The organism is Cohnella laeviribosi DSM 21336, assembly GCF_000378425.1.
Classification (GTDB): Bacteria; Bacillota; Bacilli; order Paenibacillales; family Paenibacillaceae; genus Cohnella; species Cohnella laeviribosi.
On record NZ_KB899847.1, the window covers coordinates 1 to 17,590 of the forward strand.

The 17,590-nt window shown below is 63.7% G+C and carries 13 protein-coding genes; 1 reads left to right on the top strand and 12 read right to left on the bottom strand.

Annotated features, from left to right (window positions below):
• The 7 genes from F560_RS0118600 to F560_RS0118635 all read right to left on the bottom strand — a co-directional run.
• Positions 1–210 (bottom strand): transposase (locus F560_RS0118600; RefSeq protein WP_019007266.1); only part of this gene is annotated, 210 nt, incomplete at its 3' end.
• A gap of 302 nt (positions 211–512) precedes the next feature.
• On the bottom strand, positions 513–809 hold the full coding sequence (locus F560_RS0118605; RefSeq protein ID WP_019007267.1) for a hypothetical protein: 297 nt from the start codon (positions 807–809) through the stop codon (positions 513–515).
• A gap of 106 nt (positions 810–915) precedes the next feature.
• Positions 916–1,506 (bottom strand): hypothetical protein, encoded by a 591-nt coding sequence (locus tag F560_RS0118610; RefSeq protein ID WP_019007268.1) that lies wholly within the window; start codon positions 1,504–1,506, stop codon positions 916–918.
• A gap of 102 nt (positions 1,507–1,608) precedes the next feature.
• A complete protein-coding gene (locus F560_RS0118615) occupies positions 1,609–5,751 on the bottom strand; it encodes a UvrD-helicase domain-containing protein (RefSeq protein ID WP_019007269.1) in 4,143 nt (1,380 codons plus the stop codon).
• The gene (gene addB, locus F560_RS0118620) at positions 5,748–9,275 is read right to left on the bottom strand and encodes a helicase-exonuclease AddAB subunit AddB (RefSeq protein ID WP_019007270.1); all 3,528 of its coding nucleotides are present in this window, start codon (positions 9,273–9,275) and stop codon (positions 5,748–5,750) included. Before addB ends, F560_RS0118615 begins: the two co-directional genes overlap by 4 nt.
• Before the next feature lie 307 nt (positions 9,276–9,582).
• Positions 9,583–9,798, bottom strand: a complete 216-nt coding sequence (locus F560_RS0118630) for a hypothetical protein (protein ID WP_019007272.1) — start codon at positions 9,796–9,798, stop codon at positions 9,583–9,585.
• A 104-nt stretch (positions 9,799–9,902) separates the two neighbouring features.
• On the bottom strand, positions 9,903–11,294 hold the full coding sequence (locus F560_RS0118635; RefSeq protein WP_019007273.1) for a class I SAM-dependent rRNA methyltransferase: 1,392 nt from the start codon (positions 11,292–11,294) through the stop codon (positions 9,903–9,905).
• A gap of 85 nt (positions 11,295–11,379) precedes the next feature.
• Here F560_RS0118635 and F560_RS0118640 point away from each other — a divergent pair, with 85 nt between their 5' ends.
• Positions 11,380–12,369, top strand: a complete 990-nt coding sequence (locus F560_RS0118640) for a Na/Pi cotransporter family protein (RefSeq protein ID WP_019007274.1) — start codon at positions 11,380–11,382, stop codon at positions 12,367–12,369.
• Positions 12,370–12,415: 46 nt separating this feature from the next.
• On the opposite strand, the gene deoC is transcribed toward F560_RS0118640, so the two are convergent.
• From deoC to prmA, 5 genes are all read right to left on the bottom strand, one after another.
• A complete protein-coding gene (deoC, locus tag F560_RS26525) occupies positions 12,416–13,561 on the bottom strand; it encodes a deoxyribose-phosphate aldolase (RefSeq protein ID WP_019007275.1) in 1,146 nt (381 codons plus the stop codon).
• A 117-nt stretch (positions 13,562–13,678) separates the two neighbouring features.
• Positions 13,679–15,028, bottom strand: coding sequence for a tRNA (N(6)-L-threonylcarbamoyladenosine(37)-C(2))-methylthiotransferase MtaB (mtaB, locus tag F560_RS0118650; protein WP_026298397.1), 1,350 nt, complete (start codon positions 15,026–15,028; stop codon positions 13,679–13,681).
• A gap of 5 nt (positions 15,029–15,033) precedes the next feature.
• Entirely contained in the window at positions 15,034–15,801 is a 768-nt protein-coding gene (locus tag F560_RS0118655) for an RsmE family RNA methyltransferase (protein WP_019007277.1), read from the bottom strand.
• A gap of 67 nt (positions 15,802–15,868) precedes the next feature.
• Positions 15,869–16,594: a site-2 protease family protein gene (locus F560_RS0118660; RefSeq protein WP_019007278.1), complete on the bottom strand. Its 726-nt coding sequence runs from the start codon at positions 16,592–16,594 to the stop codon at positions 15,869–15,871.
• On the bottom strand, positions 16,591–17,580 hold the full coding sequence (prmA, locus tag F560_RS0118665) for a 50S ribosomal protein L11 methyltransferase (RefSeq protein ID WP_019007279.1): 990 nt from the start codon (positions 17,578–17,580) through the stop codon (positions 16,591–16,593). Before prmA ends, F560_RS0118660 begins: the two co-directional genes overlap by 4 nt.
• Positions 17,581–17,590: the final 10 nt, after the last annotated feature.

Consider the following 17,590-nt stretch of genomic DNA (forward strand, 5'->3'; position numbering starts at 1 on the left):
CTGTTGTTCCAGCTTCTTCATTTTTTCGTAGTCCACAAACAATTGGGATTTCTCACCGGTGGGAGCAAACTGCCTTCTCCAAGCCCGAATACTTCTTACCGGGATGTCCAGCTCCTTGGATACTTCAGCCGGGGTTTTGCCGCTTTCTTGCATGTGCTTAACGGTTTGACGTTTAAACTCGTCGTCAAAATGTTGACGGATATCCCCCATGACACACCTCGACCTTTTGGTTGGTTATATTGTACGGGCCGCTACTACGGCGTGTCCACTTTTTAGTCTACATGCATATCGCCCGGGGCGCCCCCTCCGAACGGAACTCCCGTTGCGAACAGGCCTCAACGCGAACATACCCGTTTTTACAAGCCGAACGGCCACGCGGGTTCGCTCGTTTTTTTGGAAAGGTCCGACCAAGATAACGGAAGACAAGGGGACGGACTGCCGGGGAGGTTAAGGGGCTGCTGTAGAAAAAAATCAAGCCGATGCGGCTTTGCATGGCTTGACGACCTGTTCCTTTACCAGTAATACGGCAGCAGCGACAGCGCGATGAGCCCCGCCAGCGGGAGCGCGAGCCGGCTGAAGCGCCGAGGCCGGAACGGAAAAAAGGGGGACGGCGGAAACGGCCCGGGTCCGAAGAACGGCGACGGGAAAAACGCCCGATAACCGTCAATCGCGCCCGGAACCGCCAGGCAGACGGTTTCGTCGTCCACATACTCCACGATTCCGTCGTAGCACATCCCGTTGGCCGTTCGCAGTTCCACGTAGCGGTGCATATGTTTTTCGCACAGGATTCTAAGCTCTTTTTTGTCCATGCGGCTTCTCCTCATCCAGGCCATGCGTCCAAAATCTATATGCTCAGCATATGCCCAGATGCGCGATTCGCCACTTCCCGCGCCCGTTCGCAGCGAAAAGCGACGATCAGGCCAGCGATTCCGCCAACTTCCGAAGCTCCTCCACCGCTTGCTGCGCCGCCTGCACCCACTCGTCGCCGGACGCCATAAGCCGCAACCGCTCCTCCTTGGTCGGGAGCGGATAGGCGTTCAGCTTTTCCTCCAGCTTGGCGCCGCCGTCCCGAAGCCGCGTCAGCGTCTGCGTCTCCTTCTCGGTAAGCGGACCTTCATGCCCGCCGATGGAAACGGCCGCGGCCACGATTTTTCCGATCGGCTCCTGCGCCGCTTTCGTCGCCGCCGCCAGTTCCTGGCCGGAGTAGGTTCCCGACTTCGCCAGCGCGTCCAGGCACTCGCCGCCCGCCAGTTCGAGCTTGCCGAACGATTGGGCCGCCGGCAGCCGGCCGGCCGCGCCGTCCGCCTTCAGCATCGCCTCCGAGCCTTCCCGGAGCAGGCCGGCGAAGGTTTGGCAGTAGCCGTAGCTTTCGGCGAGCTTCTCTCCCTGCTCGGTTTTGCGGCTCTGCTCGTCGAGCAGCTGGCGCGAATACAAAAGGACGATTAGAATCGCCATGATCGTGATCAAAATCAGCAGGACCGGAACCGTGTACGTTCTTTTTGCCATAATGTCTCCTTTCCGTTCTGCGAAGCGCGCAAACGGCCTCCGTCTATGCGGCCGGCCCTTTGCGGAAAAGCTTGCGCGGCGAAACTTTGCGGCCGGCGTTCGTTACAGCAGCCGGACCGCCTGTCCGCCTCCGTCCAAAAAGTATACGTAGCCTTCCGCCACCGGCCGGCCCAATATCGAACCGATCGCTTCCGCGTATTGCCTGATCTGAAACCGGTGCTTTGCCGCCGCCGCTTCAAAGTTGCCGTCCGGCACGTAATCGGTTTTGTAGTCGATCAGCACGTAGCCGTCCCCTTCCGGGAACAGGCAGTCGATAACCCCCTGAACGAGCACCTTGTCGCCCGCCGCATGATCCGGCAGCTCCGGGTAGACCGCCTTCGCCGGAAGGCCGAAGCTGAACGGCTGCTCCCGCCACACTTTCGGAGCCCGGCACATTCTTTCGAACAAAGGCGTACGGCAAAACGCCGCCACGGCGCCGGGATCGACCGCCTGCCGCTGATGCGGAGAAAGGATCCGCCTGTCTTCCAGCTCCGCCATCAGCCGAACGACGTCCTCCTCGTTCACGCCGATTCGAAGCGGCAAATGCTGCATGACCAGGTGGACGGCGGTTCCCCGTTCGGCCGGCGTCAGCCGCTTGGCGGACATAAAGCGCGGCCGGCGAAGCCGGTACGCCGATCCGCTGCCGGCCGGCACCGGTCCGAAAGCGTCGTCCGGCGCGGCCAGGCGCGCTTCTTCGTCGTCGTACGCTCCCGCGCTGTCGGCGGAGGAACCGGCAGAGGGCTCCTCCGCGGGGAAGCGTTCGTTGCGATCCGCCAGCGTTTGGCGTCTGATTTTCAGGGCGGATACGGACGTTTTGGCCGCGACGCGGGAAGCTTCCGCATGCGGGTCCGTCCATGCCAGCGCCTCGTAAGCCGACCGGCCCGCCGGCGTCTCCGGCACCGGAATGCCGTCCAGCCGCAGCACGCGGTTCCACAGCGAATCCCCGTCCGCCGTTTCCGCAGCCGAAGGCGTCGCGGCGCGGGTGAACGCGGAAGCCGGGACGATGCGGCAGGCCCATGCCGTGGCGGACGGCTCGCCGAGGCCGCCGTTTGCTGCGCGATCCGTTCCGTCAGAGGCCCAATCCGCGCCGGCGAGAACGGAGGCGGGGCCGAGCCAGTCCAAATAGCGGCCGGCCGCCGCGATCGCGTGGTCGGGCATGCCTTCCTCCGACAAAGCGGCCAGCTCGCGCCATTTTTCGACGTCCTTGGCGGCGTCCGCCGTCGTGCCGATCAAATAGAGCTTTTCCTTGGGCCTTGTCAGCGCGACATACAGCACCCTCATCTCTTCGGCGAGCAGCTCCGCCCGCAGCCTTCTGCGAATGGCCAGCTGCGGAAGGGTCGGATAAGCGGCGCGGGTGCCCTGATCGACAAACTTGGGGCCGAAACCGTACCGCTTGTGCTTCAGGAACATCCCGTTCAGATCCTGCCGGTTGAAGGCCCGGCCCAGACCCGCGACAAAAACGACGGGGAATTCCAGGCCTTTGCTGCGGTGGATGGAAACGAGCCGGACGACGTCCTCCTGCTCCCCAAGCGCCTTGGCGGCGCCGAGATCGGCGCCGGTATCCCGCATCCGGCCGAGAAAGCGGAGGAAGCGGTAAAGGCCCCTGTAGCTGGAATTGCGCTCATACTGCCTCGCCCTGTCGACGAGCGCCCGCAAATTCGCCTGGCGCTGAATGCCGCCGGGCAAGCCTCCCACGAAATCGTAATATCCCGTATCCCGGTACAAAGCCAGCAGCAGCGACGCTAGCGATTCCCGCCGGGCCAGCGTTCGCCACGATTCCAACGACCGGAGAAAGCCGCGAAGTTTTTCCCGCCAATCCTCGTCTCCGGATTCCGAATGCCGGCCGCCGCCGGCCTCTTCGGCGCGGGCGTCCGAACGGCTGTCCCCGGCTTGTTCCGGACGACCGTCCGCAACGTCGTCCCGCGCGGCCGCCTGCACCGCCTGCCAGAACGATCCCGACCGGTCGCGAAGCCGAATGCGCGCAAGCTGCTCCGCCGTCAGGCCGACGATCGGAGAACGCAGCACGCCGGCGAGCGGAATATCCTGATCCGGATTGTCGATCAGATGGAGCAGCGACAGCATGACGTCCACTTCCGTCGCGGCAAAGTAGCCGGTCGACAAATCGGCGAAAGCGGGAATGCCGGCCGCCTTCAGCTCCTCCAGCACGACCGGCGCCGCCGACGACGTCGCCCGCAGCAGGATGACGATGTCGCGGTAGCGGAGCGGACGGAACAGCCCGGATTTGCCGTCGTACACGGAAAAAGGAGGCTTGCCGCTGCCGTCCTGCCCCATCAGCCGCCGGATTTCGGCCGCGATGCAGCGGGCTTCCAACTGCGCCGTTTCAAGCTCCTCCTCCGCTTCCCGTTCGTCCTGCTGCGATTCCTCGGCACCGCCTTGCGCCAGCGTTTCCTCCCGCTCGGCTTCGGCTGCGGGGGCATTTTCCCCTTCCCCGCTTCCCGACTGCAGCAAAATCATCTCCACGGCGTAAACGTCTTCGGACGCGTCTTCCGCAGGGTATCCTTCCCCGTAGACGAGTTCCGCCCGGCGGTCGTAATTCATCTCGCCGGCCGGCTCCCGCATGATCAGGCGGAATACGTGGTTGACCGCGTCGACCACCCGCCTTCGGCTGCGGAAGTTGCGCGCAAGGTCGATGCGCAGGCCCCGCAGCGGGCCGGAGCTTGCATCCGCCCAAGCCGGCTCCGGTTCCGGCCCTTCCGTCGCCCCGTCCTGGCGCCGCTCTTCGCCGGATGCTTCCGCCGCTATCGGGCCCTGCGGAGTCCATACGTCGTAGGCCTTGTACTTGGCCAGAAACAGCCCCGGCTCCGCCAGCCGGAACCGGTAGATGCTCTGCTTCACGTCGCCGACCATAAACACGTTGCCGGGCGAATGCCGGGCGATCAGCGAGACGATCGCCTCCTGCACTTCGTTCGTATCCTGATATTCGTCGAGCAAAATTTCCTCGAAGCGCTCCCGGTAGTCCGCCGCGGCGGAAGACGGCAGCACCCGGTCCGGCGTCGAGGAAGGGTCCCGCAAAATCGCGAGCGCGTAGTGCTCAAGATCGCCGAAATCAAGCAGGCCCTTTGCCCGCTTGGCCGCTTCGTATCTGCGCCCGAATTCGATCGCAAGCTCCGCCAGAGCCTCCATGTCCGGAGCGAGCCTGCGCAGCTCTTCCGCATACTGCTCCGGCGTCCGCACGAACCATTCCTCTCCGAGCTTCGACACCGCTTTTTTCGCTTCGTCGCGCAGGTTCTTGACCTTCTCTTGAAGCGCGGGGTCGACCCCGTCCTTCCGGCACGCTTTCAAGCGGCCGAACGTGCAGGCGGCGTAAGCCTCGCTCCACTTGTCCAGCGGCTCGTTCCGCACGGCGTCCAGCAGCCTCCCGACGGCCGCCAGATCGTCCTCCAGCGTATCCGCGTACGGATGGGGACCGCCGGGACTTCGGGCCGCATTCAGCGCGGCGGAAAGCCGGCTGAGCGCGCCCTGCAGCGCCAGCGCCGCATCGCTGCGAATGCTGCCGATCCAGGGCGCGTTCGCAAGGCCCTGTTCTCCGGCTTCCCGAAAGGCCGCCGCGGCCTCGCGCAGCCACCGCTCGGGCCACGGATGGCTGCGGGCAAATTCGTGCAGCTCGAGAACGAGCCGGTGCAGCGGCTCGTCGCTCCGCTCCCCGCCGAACAGGTCTGCCAGTCTGGCCAGCGCTCCGCTCTCCCCTTCCCGGCCGTAACGCTCCTCGAACAGCTCGTCGAGCGTGTCCATCCGAAGCAGCTCCGCCTCCGTCTCGTTCGCGATGCGAAAGCCCGGGTCCAGGCCGATAAGCGGGGCGTACCGCTCGACCACTTCCAGGCAGAAAGAGTGCAGCGTCGTCACCGACGCCCGCGGAAGCAAGGCGAGCTGACGCCGCAGGTGGTCGGAATCGGGCCTGCGCTCGAGCTCGTCTTCCAGGGCGATGCGGATGCGCTCCTTCATCTCCGCCGCGGCCGCCTTGGTGAAGGTCGCCACCAGCAAACGGTCGACGTCCAAAGGCCGCTCTTCGTCGGCAATGCGGGAAAGAATGCGTTCGACGAGCACGGCCGTCTTCCCCGATCCGGCCGCCGCGGCCACCAAAATGTCGGTTCCCCGAGCGGAAATAGCCGCCCATTGCTCATCCGTCCAGCGGCTGCCTTCCGGCTTCGCGTAAGTCGCCGCAAGCAACCCCGTATGCCCGCTCAATGCCAGTCTCCCCTTTCCGCTTCGTTTTCCAGCCACTGCCACAGCTGCTCCCGGCTCGAAGGCTTCATCAGCGGGTGATACCGGTTGCCCTCGATCAGCGCGTCGAACTGGCACACCGGCCGGTATTCGCACTGCGCGCAGGGGCTCCGTTTGTCCAGCCGGTAAGGCGAGATCGAGACGTCCCCTTCGACGATGCGGCGGCCGATGCGGCGGATGCTGTTGCGGACCGATTTGCGCAGCACGTTCCACTGGCCCGAATCCGCGACCTGCGAGCGCGCCGAGAACGAGCCGTCCTTCTTGAATTCCACCGGAATGACGGACGATTTGCCTTCGGCCGCGAGCGATTCGTCCATCAGCCGCACCGCCTCTCCGTTTGCGAGCACGAGCCCCTGCATGCGGAACTCCTTGCGCATCGCCCGCTCCGCTTCGGACGGCGACATGCCGTTCGCGCAGTGCAGAAGGGGATTATGTACGTGAAAGTACAGCACGCCCGCCGGCTCCGCCGGGCGTCCGAGCCAACTCGGCGCATGGGAGACGACGACATCGAGATACGTCAGCATTTGCAGCGACAATCCGTGCGCAACCTCGTCGAGCTTCAGCTTCATGGCGCTGGACTTGTAATCCAGAACCCGCAGCAGCAGCCCCTCGTCGGTTTCGGCCGCATCGACGCGGTCGATCCGCCCGACGATATCCATCCGCCGCCCGTTGCCCAAATCGAGCGACAGCGGCGGCAGCACGCCATCGGGGCCAAACGATACTTCCAGTCCGACGGGTCGGAACGCCGACAGCCTGGCGTGCTCGCCCAGCATCGCCGACGCCCGGGCGACGATCTCCTTCAGCTTCCGGGCCATCGCCTGGTGGCGAAGGGAGGACAGCAGAATTTGCGACTGCACCTTCGGAAGCAGCCGCTCCACCGCCGCTGCGGCTTCCTGCTGCCAACGGGCCAGCGATTGGCCCGCCGGCCCTTCGGCGAGCAGCTTCTCCGTCGTCTGCCGCAGCGCGGCGTGAAAGAGCTGGCCGATGTCGGGCGCGTCGACGCGGTACAGCCTGCGTTCGCGCAACCGCAGTCCGTGCGAAGCAAAATGCCGGAACGGACAGGCGACGAACCGCTCCATCCGCGATACGCTGGCGATCAGCCGGTCGCCGTACAGCAGCCTGCTCGTGCCGGCCTCAAGCGGCGGCTCGTCGTTGCGGTATTGCAGGGACGAAAGCAGCTTCCGCAGCCGGAACCGCCATGTCCCGCGTTCGGCCAGAAAGCGGTACACCGACCACCAGCCGTCGGCCAGCTCCCCTCCCTGCCGCCAGGCGCGCAGCCGGGAGACCAGATAGGTTAGCGCCCTCCCCGGATGGGCGGCGTACGCCAGCTGCCGTTCTTCGGATTCGCCTTCCTGCGGCTCGGCGTTCAGCACGCCGACGGGAAGCCCCGGAAAGCGCTGGCGCAGGCGGCGGATATATTCCGACGGGAGCAGCCCCTGCCCTTCCTCATCGGCGGCCGGATAGCTGATCCACAAATGCCGGGAAGGAGCCGTTAAGGCCAAATACGCCAAAAACCGCTCGTCCAGCAGCCGGCGGCGCGCCCCCGGCGCCATCTTCAGTCCCGACTCCGTCAGCCGGTCCCGCTCGGCCTCCGACAGCAGGCCGTTTTCCCGGATCGCCATCGGCATGACGCCGTCGCTGACGCCGAGCATATAAAGAACCGCGATGCGGTCCGACCGCGTGCGCTCCGGACTGCCGATCAGCACCGCGTCGAGCGACGGCGGCACCGCGCCGAGCTTCAGCTCCTCCAGTCCCGCATCGATCATGTCCGCGAACAGCTGCGGATTGGACGGCTCGTCGCCGGTCAGCTCGACCAGCTGGTCGAGCAGGTCCAGAACGCTGTCCCAGAGCGGGCGATGCAGGCGGGCCTTGCCGGGATCGCCCGCAGCCTCGTCCTCGGCGCTCCAGCGTTCAAGCCGGTCGGCGACGCGGGTTTCCTCGAGCAGTTCGAACAGCGCTTCGCACAAATCCCGCATCGTAGCCGACCGCTTAAAGCGCTGTTCCATCCGGCGAAGCGGAGAAATAATCGCATCCCGCGTCGACCGAATCCGCTCCATGTCAAACGCGGACTTCGAGGGCTGCTCCTCCGCTTCCAGGTCGCCCCGGGAAAGCGGCAGCCACGCCCGTTCATCGTGCCACCGCCAGCCGTCGATGCCCGCGGCCAGCACGTAGTTTTCCAGCTCGTCCACTTCCGCGCGGGCCGACACGGCGTCCTGCGGATGAAGCAGGTCCGTTTTCGCGCAGCGAAACACGGAGTCGGATTTCCATCCGCCTACGACCGTCTCCAGCGCCGAACGGACAAACTCCACAAGCGGATGATGAGCGGCCGTCACCTTGCCGTCGAGAAAATAGGGAATTCCGTAATCGGCGAACACTTCTTCGAGCAAATCCGCATAGTCTTCCATCCTGCGCACGAAAACCGCCATATCCCTCCAGCGGCAGCCTTCCGTCCGCGCCCGGCGCAGCATGTCGCGGGCCGCCCCTTCCGCTTCCGCGCGGCGGTTGGCCGCTTCGTAAAGCGACAGGCCGCACTGCGGGCGCCCCGGATCAAGCAGAGCGGGATCTCCCGTCCAGCGCCTGCGGGCGTCGAACGCGCTTTCCACATGCGCCAATACGGGATTCGCCGCAAACCGCGGCAGCGGATCCGGATTCAGCACGACCGGCTCCTCCACCGGCACCTTGGCCGTTTCCGCCAGCTCGCAAAGCCGCGCCGACGTTTCCGCCGTCGGATGAAACAGCTCCAGCTCGTCCGGACGTTCGCCCGCTCCCCGCGGCTTGTCCAGGCAAAGCGTCACCGACACGCGGGCGGCATGGCGCAGCAGCGCCTCGATCGCCTCGTATTCGTTCGGCGTAAAGCCGTGAAAGCCGTCCACCCAGATTTCCGCGCCGGCAAGCTGCTTGGATTCGGCGGCTCCGCGCACCAGCCACCTGAGCGCGTCTTCCCCGTCCAGCCACCGTCCCGCCATTTCGCGTTCGAGATCGAGGGTGAGCAGCGCCAGGTCGTGAAGCTTGTCCGCCAGCAGGGCGGACGCCGGGTCCGTTGCGGACACCGATCCGGCAAGCTCGGAAAGCTTGGCTCCGTCGATCCCGTAACGCTTCCACTCGGTGATCAGCTCGTTCAGCTTGCCGACCAGCCCCTGGCCCGCCGCTTCGCTGCGCAGCAGCTTCCACTGCCCGCGCCTTTGCTCCAGCGATTTGCGGATCAGCATCGCCTTGCCGTTCTCGTTGATCGGCACCGCCGCCGAGCCGCCCGTCTCCTGCATGACGCGAAAAGCCAGCCGCCTGAAGCTGTGAACCTGAACGCGCATGAACCCGCTTAGTTCCGGCGACGAAACCAGCGCATATTCCGCTTGAAAGGTCGCTTGTTCCGGCACGAGCAAAATAAGCGGCGGCCCTTCCGGATCCTCGCGCAGCTTCCGCCGGATTTCGTCCAGGCAAAACCGGGTTTTGCCGCTTCCCGACCGGCCCGTTATCAACCGAAGCGTCATCCTTTTTTGCCGCTCCTTTCGTTGTCGAATGCCGACAAACCTTCTTCTGCGAACATTGTACCATATTGCCGCAAAGGGCGCACACACGTTCGCAGAGCTTACGGGCGCGAAACAAGCGCGAAAAAAAGTTAAGCGCGTGTTAGGCCCGGTTCGGACCGAAAGCAAAGAAGCGTATGCGCGGGAATCTGGCGGCCGGCAGCCGCTTGAACGCTCAGAGGAAGATGCGGCCAAAAAATAAAATCGCCCGCAGCTGCGGGCATTCGGTCATGGATCGGGTTCCCGCCGGCGAGTTGCCGGCGAAAATCCGTTACGAAATATGCAAATAAAGCTTCGTCCCGTCCCGGAACCAGAAAATCGCGGCGTCCGACCACAGCTCGACGTCGGTCACCTGCTTCCACTTGCGGCGAAACTCCAGATCAAGCGCCATTTCGCGCATTCTCTTGTTTAGACGCTGCCGGCTTTCGACTCGTTTCGCCTTATTTTGCAGCGGTACGGTGCGTCGTCCGAAGCGCAATACATCCACAAGATCCACATCCTCTCTCCACTATCCTAGCCAACAGGATACCGAAGAGATTTTAGGAAAGTTACAGCTTGTCCGACTCACACTTTCTTAACAAATCACCGAGACTACAGCGATTTCCGGCTGCGCACCTCGAAGATGCCGAATTTCAAATAGTTCCCTTCTTCGACACCGCCAAGCTGCGGATGGTCTTTGCCCGCTCCCCGCCACTCGATCAAGCGAAGCGTTTTGCCGGCATCGGCGGCCGCCTCGAGAATCGTTTCCATAAACAGATCCGGCCTTACATGGTACGAGCAGCTCGACGTTACGAGATACCCGCCCTCGTTGATCAGCTTCATCGCGTGCAGGTTAATGTCTTTGTAGCCGCGGATCGCGCTCGGCACGGCCCGCTTCGTCTTGGCGAACGCGGGCGGATCGAGGATGACGACGTCCCACGTCCGGCCTTCCGACGTAAGCGGCTTCGACGTGTCCACTTTCTTGCCTTCTCCGGCGGCCGCCCGCTGCTGCCGCTCTTCCCGGCCCTTGACCTGCTGCCGCAAATATTCGAAGGCGTCGGCCGTCACGAACTCGACGCGGTCGGAAAAGCCGTTTCGCTCGACGTTGCGCCTTGCCGTCTCGATCGCGTGCGCGGAAATGTCGAGGCATGTCACTTTTTTGGCCCCGTATTTGCAGGCGTGAAGGGTGAAGCTCCCGGTGTGGGCAAAGCATTCCAGCACGGTCGCGCCGTCCCAGTAAGGAAACGTGACGGGTTTGCCGTTGGCGTTGACTGGAATTTCCTGGATTCCCTCCTCCGTCTCCCGCTTCTCCAGCTTGATGCCGCTGCGGACGCCCCAGCCGGTCATCAGCGGCGCGATGGCAGCGCGGTTTTCCCGCTGGTCGAAGAAATAGCCCGTTTTTTGCCCGCCTTCGATGTCGACCTCGACTTTCAGGCCGTTTTCCTCGATGACGACATAACGCGGACAGTCGCCGTACAGAACGCCGCTGCGCTCCTCAAGGCCCTCCAGCGTGCGGACGCCGACGTCGCTCCGCTCGTACACGCCGCGCGGCGCGAACACGTCGATAAGCGCGGGCAGCCACAGCTCCCTGGCTTTGTCCATGCCCAGCGTCAGCACTTGAACGACGAGCACGTCGACGTAACGGTCCACGATGAGCCCCGGCAGAAAATCCGCCTCCCCGAACACGAGCCGGCAGGACGGCTCCGCGCCGACAAAACGGCTCCGGTAAGCGGCGCACCTGGCGAACCGCTCCCGGAACCAGTCGGTGTCCCACTGCTCAAGCGGTTGATAAGAGACGACGCGGACGGCGATTTGGGAGTTCGGATTCCAGTAGCCGACGGCCAAAAACTGGCCCCGATGGTTGACGATTTGAACGAGCGCGCCGGGTTCGGCCGCTCCTTCCAGCTTTTCGATCTCGCTTTGATAAACCCAAGGATGGCCCTGCTCCAGCCTCGGGCGGCGGGAACGGTTCAAAACGACGCGGGCTTGGCTTCCGGTGGACATATCGATCACGCCTTTCCTAGACATTACTTGTCCGATCTATGCATACAATGGAATGAAATTTCGCTTGAATGGCGGGAGGATTGAGATGATGCTGCTTCCGCTTGTCGCCGCGTCGATTTTCGGACTGGCCCTGCTGCTCGGCGGAATGAAGGTGACGGAAACGGCGCTCCGCGTCTGGGCCGGAGAACGCCTGGCCGCCGTTCTGGCCGGCACGACCTCGACGCCGCTGCGCGGCTTCGTCGCCGGAACGGTTTCGTCCGGGCTGCTGCAAAGCGGAACCGCCGTCACGCTGCTTACGATCAGCCTGGTCAATGCCGGGCTGCTGCCGCTTGCGAACAGCTTCGGGATTTTGCTCGGGACCAACGTCGGGACCACCTTGACGACCGAATTGATCGGCCTGCGCCTCCACCGCTACGGCCTGCCGCTGCTGCTGGCTTCGTTCGCGGTCTGGACGTGGACGTTGCTCTCGCTGGAAGCAGGCGCGCTGCCCCGGCTTCCCCGGCGGGCGGCGGACGCCATGAGATACGGATCGGCCGCGCTTGCCGGCTTTGCCCTCATGCTGATCGGGTTCGCTTCGCTGCAAACGATCGGCCCCGTCCTGCAGCAAAACGGCACGTTCGCCGCCTGGATGGCCCAGACCGAAACCCGGCCGATGCACGCTTTGCTGGGCGGGGCCGTTTTGACCGCGCTCGTTCATTCCAGCTCGGCGGTCATCGGCATGGCCATGGGGCTGGCCGACACGGGCACGCTGCCGGTATCGACCGGAATCGCGGTCGTGCTCGGGGCCAATATCGGCACCTGCTTCACCGGTCTGCTCGCCTCGCTCGGAGGAGGCAAGGGCGGCCGCTTCGTCGCGCTTTCCCAAATCGCCCTGAACGTGTGCGGGGCGGCGCTGTTTTATCCTCTAAGGGACGGGCTGCTCGCGGCTTCTTCGGCGATCTCTCCCGGGCATCCGGCGGCGCAGATCGCGCATGCGCAGACGCTGTTCAACGTCGCCTGCTCGCTGCTGGCGCTGCCGATCGCCTATGTCCGCATCCGCAGCTTCGGCCGGCCGCGAACGGGCAGAACGCCTTGAGCCCGGGCCCGGATCGCTTCAAATGTTCCGTTTCGGCCGCAATCGCTCAATACCCGCCTTCCGCTGGCGGCTTTCCGCCGACGATGGCGACGCCGGAGCTCGTGCCGATCCGGTTCGCCCCGGCAAGCAGCATGGCGGCGGCGGCTTCGGCGGTGCGGACGCCCCCGGACGCTTTCACGCCCAGATGCGGCGACACCGATTCGCGCATGAGGCGAATGTCGGCTTCGGTAGCCCCTCCGGGGCCGAAGCCGGTCGACGTCTTGACGTAATCCGCGCCCGCGGCTTCCGTCAACCGGCACGCCTCCCGCTTGAGCTCGTCCGGCAGCGCGCCCGTCTCGAGAATCACCTTGACGAGCGCCCCCCCTTGGACCGCCTGGACGACGGAGGCGATATCCCGTTCCACGGCGTCGTAATTCCGTTCGAGCAGCCTGCCGACCGGCAGCACCATATCGATTTCGGACGCCCCGTCCTCGACGGCGGCCGCGGCTTCGAACGCCTTGGCGCGCGTTGCGGCGGCGCCGAGCGGAAAGCCGACGACGGCGCATACCTTCACCTGGGTGCCGGAAAGCTGTTCCCGGCACATGCGGACCCAGCTCCCGTTGACGCACACGCTGTAAAACCCGTATTCAAGCGCCTCGCGGCACAGCTTGGCGATATCTTCCGCGCGCGCTTCCGCCTTCAGCAGCGTGTGGTCGATAAACGGCGCCATCGATTGGCCCGGCCGCCAGATCGGGAATCTGCCGTCCGGCCGGCTCGCCTTCGCTTCCGGCGGCTCGCAGCCAAGACGGCGAAGCGCCTCAAGAAGCACTTCTTCGTTCGTGTCGTATCCGCCCTCGCGCTGCAGCCGCCAGCTTTCTTCCGGCGTGTGCCAGGCTACGCCCGCGATCTCTTCTTCCTGCGCTTTCAACGCGCCTTCGTCCGCCTCGACCAGAAAATAATGCACTTCCTTCTGCACGGCGGCCCTGTCGGCGGATTCGTATTGGTAGCGGACGACAGACAGCGGAGCGACAATCCGCCCGGCAATGCCCGTCTCCTCCCGAATTTCGCGAAGCGCCGTTTGCTCGATCGTCTCCCCCGGCTCCATCTTTCCTTTGGCCAGCGTCATTTTGCCGAAACGGTCTTGGATCAGCTGAATCTCCAGCATGCCGTCCCGTCTCCTGTATACGACGCCTCCCGCGGAAATTTCGTTCACTTCGACTCCCCCTGCCGTCAATTTGCGACTTATGTACGACAAAAGATTTCATCCCGGAGGTCCGGCAGCCCTCGCGTCCGCCAAACCGCCGGGTGAAATCTTCGCCCGAATCTTTACTTAGGCGTGCAGCGCCAGCGGACGGGCGTCCTCCAGCACCTCCAGCAGCTCTCCCTTGCATTCGTTCACGCCGGCTTCCGTTACGCGCACGCGGCACAGCTTGCCGACGAGCGACTCGTCGCCCTCGAACGCGACAAGCAGATAGTTGTCCGCATGGCCCGCAACGGTTCCGGAGCCTTCGCGGGCTTTTCCGCTTCTTTCCGGAATGACGACAAGCTCCCGTCCGACCCACCTATGCGCATACTCCGCCTGCATCTTCTCGGACAGGTCGATCAGCTTGTGGACGCGCTCGTGCTTGATTTCCTCGTCGACCTGATCCTCCATCCGCGCAGCCGGCGTGCCGGTCCGCTTGGAATAGGGAAACACGTGCATTTCCGCAAAGCCGATCTTTTCCATAAACCGGTAGCCGTTCTCGAACTGCTCGTCCGTCTCTCCCGGAAAGCCTACGATGACGTCCGTCGTAATGGCCACGTCCGGCATCGCCTGCTTGATGCGGGCGATTTTGTCGGCGAACTCCTCCGTCGTATATTTGCGCCGCATCCGCTTCAGAATCGCATCGTCGCCGGCCTGCAGCGGAATGTGCAGATGGCGGCACATCTTCGGAGACGAATTGAGCACTTCGATCATGCGGTCGTCGATTTGGCTCGCCTCGATCGAGCTGATGCGGATCCGCTCCAGCCCCTCGATCTTGTTCAGATCGACGAGCAGATCGCTGAGCCTGTAATTTTCCAGATCGTCGCCGTAGCCTCCGGTATGAATGCCGGTCAGGACGATCTCCTTGTAGCCCGCTTCCACCAGCTGCCGAGCCTGCTTCAGCACGCTTGCGGGCTCTCGGCTGCGCGAAAGGCCGCGGGACCACGGAATGATGCAGAAGGTGCAGAAGTTATTGCACCCCTCCTGGATTTTCAGGAACGCCCGCGTTTTCTCGGCGAAAGTCGGAACGTCCAGCTCCTCGAACGCGCGCGTCTTCATAATGTTGCGCACGGCGTTGACGGGCTTGCGCGTCCGCTGGACTTCGGCGATAAGCGACATCAGCTTGTCGCGGTCCTGGGTGCCGATCACCAGATCGACGCCCTCGATATCCAGAATTTCGGCCGGCGACGTTTGCGCATAGCAGCCCGTCACCGCAATGACGGCGTCCGGGTTGCGCCGGATCGCGCGCCGGATGATCTGTCTGCTTTTCTTGTCGCCGGTGTTCGTCACCGTGCAGGTATTGATGACATAGACGTCGGCGTCGTCCGTATCGAAGTCGACCTGCTCGTAGCCTTCGTTCTTGAACAGCTGCCACATCGCTTCGGTGTCGTAAAAATTGACTTTGCAGCCGAGTGTATAAAATGCCACGCTGGGCATGGCGGTCAACCTCCCATCTCTCCTGATTCGTATGCAATGCAGGCAAGCGCCACAAGCGCCGCCGTTTCCGTCCGCAAAATGCGGCGCCCGAGTCCGACCGCGGTCGCCCCGGCCGCCGCGGCCTGCTCGGCCTCCTGCGGATCGAAGCCGCCTTCGGGGCCGACGACGACCAATACGCGCGGATTCGCCGCGGACGGACTCCGCTCGCGAAAAGCCGACAAGACTTGTTTTAAGCCCGTCCCGCCGCGGCCTTCCTCTTCATAGCATAGCAAAGTCAGATCGTAATCTTTCATCGAGCGGAGCAGCTGCTGCCACGAGCAAACGGGCGCCACCTCGGGAATGACCGCGCGATGCGCCTGCTCCGCCGCCTCCTTGGCGATTTTGCGCCATCTCTCAAGCCTTTTTCCTTCCTTGCGCTCGTCGTACTGCACGATCGTTCGCCGCGAAGTAAAGGGCAGGAACGCGGCCGCGCCCGCCTCGGTGCCCTTTTGAATGACGGTTTCCAGTTTGTCTCCTTTGGGCAAGCTTTGCGCCACCGTGACGCGCCATGCCATTTCCGAACCGGTATCGATCCATTGAAGCACCGTTCCGGCGATTTTGCCCGGTTCGATCGTTTCGATCCGGACCTGCGCCTCCCGGCCGGCTCCGTCGCAGGCGATAAAGACGTCTCCCGGCTTCGCCCGCATGACCGTGCCCAAATGACGGGCGTCGTCTCCCGTCAGCGTCACGCCGGCGCCTGCGAATTGGCCGGGAGCGACGAAATAACGCTGCATAACGCTGGTGCCTCCCGCAATGTTCTAAACTCCATCATACCTTGTTTGACCGGGACGCGCCACCGGATTATAGCGGCCAGCCAAGCAGATAGCCGATCGAACGGATCGTCTCCGAGTTGGCGGCGGCGTTTCCGAAGACGGCGGCAAGAAGGGCGTTCATCGCTTCCTGAATCGGCGTGCCGAGCGAGAACAGCGGCGCGATCGTCGCATTGCGCAGCGGCGGAATGAACACGAGCAGCAGAAAAACGAACATGCCCCATTGCTCGTTCTGGCTCATTTTCAGCCGCCACCGAAGCGGCGCAAACTCCTCGACGATGCGGTAGCCGTCCAGCGGAGGCAGCGGTATGAGGTTAAACAGAAACAAAATGACATTAAGATGAAGCCAGTAAGCCATAAACGTCGACACCGTCTCCAGCATTCCCCGGGAAGGCGCTTCAAGCGCTCCGGCCGCAACCAGCGCGTAGACGACCAGCAGGCCCAGAAACGCGATCAGCAAATTGCTGACCGGTCCCGCCGCCGTCACGATCAGGCTCATCAGTCTCGGATGCCGGAAGCGGCTTCTGCGCACCGGCACCGGCTTCGCCCAGCCGAAGCCCGCGACGAGCAAAAACAGAATGCCGAACAGGTCCAGGTGGGCCATCGGATTAAGCGTCACGCGCCCCTGCTCGTAGGCGGTCGAATCGCCGAATTTCCATGCCGTCCAGGCGTGCGCGAATTCGTGCACCGTGAAGGCGAGCAGCATCGTCAGCACGACGAACGGCAGGTGCTCAAGCGGATACCAGAGAAAATTCATTCCGCATCTCCCTTCGGCTTGCCCGCCACAAATGCGATCCAGTCGTCCTCGCGGACCTTGTCGATAATGTCGAAACCGGCGGCAAGCAGCGCGGCCTCCACGTCGGCTTCCTTGTTTTTATAAATGCCGCTCGCGATGTAGATGCCGCCGGGCTTCAGCACCTCCATCACGTCGGAGATAAACAGCAAAATGATTTCCGCCAAAATATTGGCCACGACGATGTCGACGGGCGGACGAACGGCATTTTCCGCGCGGGATGCCGCTTCGCCTTCCCGCAGCACGCCCAGCAGGTCGCTTTGGCGCACCTCGATGACATCGTGCAGACCGTTCAGTTCCACATTTTGCGTTGCGCTCGTGACGGCGACCGGATCGAGATCGACGGCCAGCACCCGCGACGCGCCGAGACGAACGGCGCCGATCGCGAGAATGCCGGAGCCGGTGCCGACATCGATCACGGTCTCCCCGCCGGAGATGGCGCTCTCCAGCGTACGCAGGCACAGCGCGGTCGTCGGGTGCGTGCCCGTGCCGAACGCCATCCCCGGATCGAGCTCGATGATCAGCTCGCCTTCGCGCGGCTCGTATTCCTCCCACGTCGGCTTGATGGTGAGGCGATCGGAAACGGCGATCGGTTTGAAATACTTTTTCCACGCATGCGCCCAATCCTCCTCGTCGACTTCGGCCACGCTCAGCTTGTATTCGCCCGCATCGAACCCGAATTCGGGCAAGCCCGGCAACAGCCGCTCCAGCTCGCTTATGACGGCGTCCGGATCGCTGTCTTCCGGAAAATATCCTCTGATGTAAGCGTACCCCGCCGGAATATCGTTAAGCGGTTTGTCGTACCACTGGCCGAGGGACGTATCCCGGGGCTTATCCGGCGACCACGATTCCTCGATCGAGACGCCCCCCGCTCCCAGCTCGTGGAGATAATTCGCGATTATTTCCTGCGATTGTTCCGTCGCGAAGACGGTCACTTCAAACCAGCGCACTTGTCTTCCT

What these genes read in the sequence shown, in the direction of transcription:
- F560_RS0118605 (WP_019007267.1), bottom strand. Translation starts at nt 809, where the DNA reads ATGGACAAAAAAGAGCTTAGAATCCTGTGCGAAAAACATATGCACCGC.
- F560_RS0118640 (WP_019007274.1), top strand. Translation starts at nt 11,380, where the DNA reads ATGATGCTGCTTCCGCTTGTCGCCGCGTCGATTTTCGGACTGGCCCTG.
- F560_RS0118635 (WP_019007273.1), bottom strand. Translation starts at nt 11,294, where the DNA reads ATGTCCACCGGAAGCCAAGCCCGCGTCGTTTTGAACCGTTCCCGCCGC.
- addB (WP_019007270.1), bottom strand. Translation starts at nt 9,275, where the DNA reads ATGACGCTTCGGTTGATAACGGGCCGGTCGGGAAGCGGCAAAACCCGG.
- F560_RS0118610 (WP_019007268.1), bottom strand. Translation starts at nt 1,506, where the DNA reads ATGGCAAAAAGAACGTACACGGTTCCGGTCCTGCTGATTTTGATCACG.
- F560_RS0118660 (WP_019007278.1), bottom strand. Translation starts at nt 16,594, where the DNA reads ATGAATTTTCTCTGGTATCCGCTTGAGCACCTGCCGTTCGTCGTGCTG.
- mtaB (WP_026298397.1), bottom strand. Translation starts at nt 15,028, where the DNA reads ATGCCCAGCGTGGCATTTTATACACTCGGCTGCAAAGTCAATTTTTAC.
- F560_RS0118655 (WP_019007277.1), bottom strand. Translation starts at nt 15,801, where the DNA reads ATGCAGCGTTATTTCGTCGCTCCCGGCCAATTCGCAGGCGCCGGCGTG.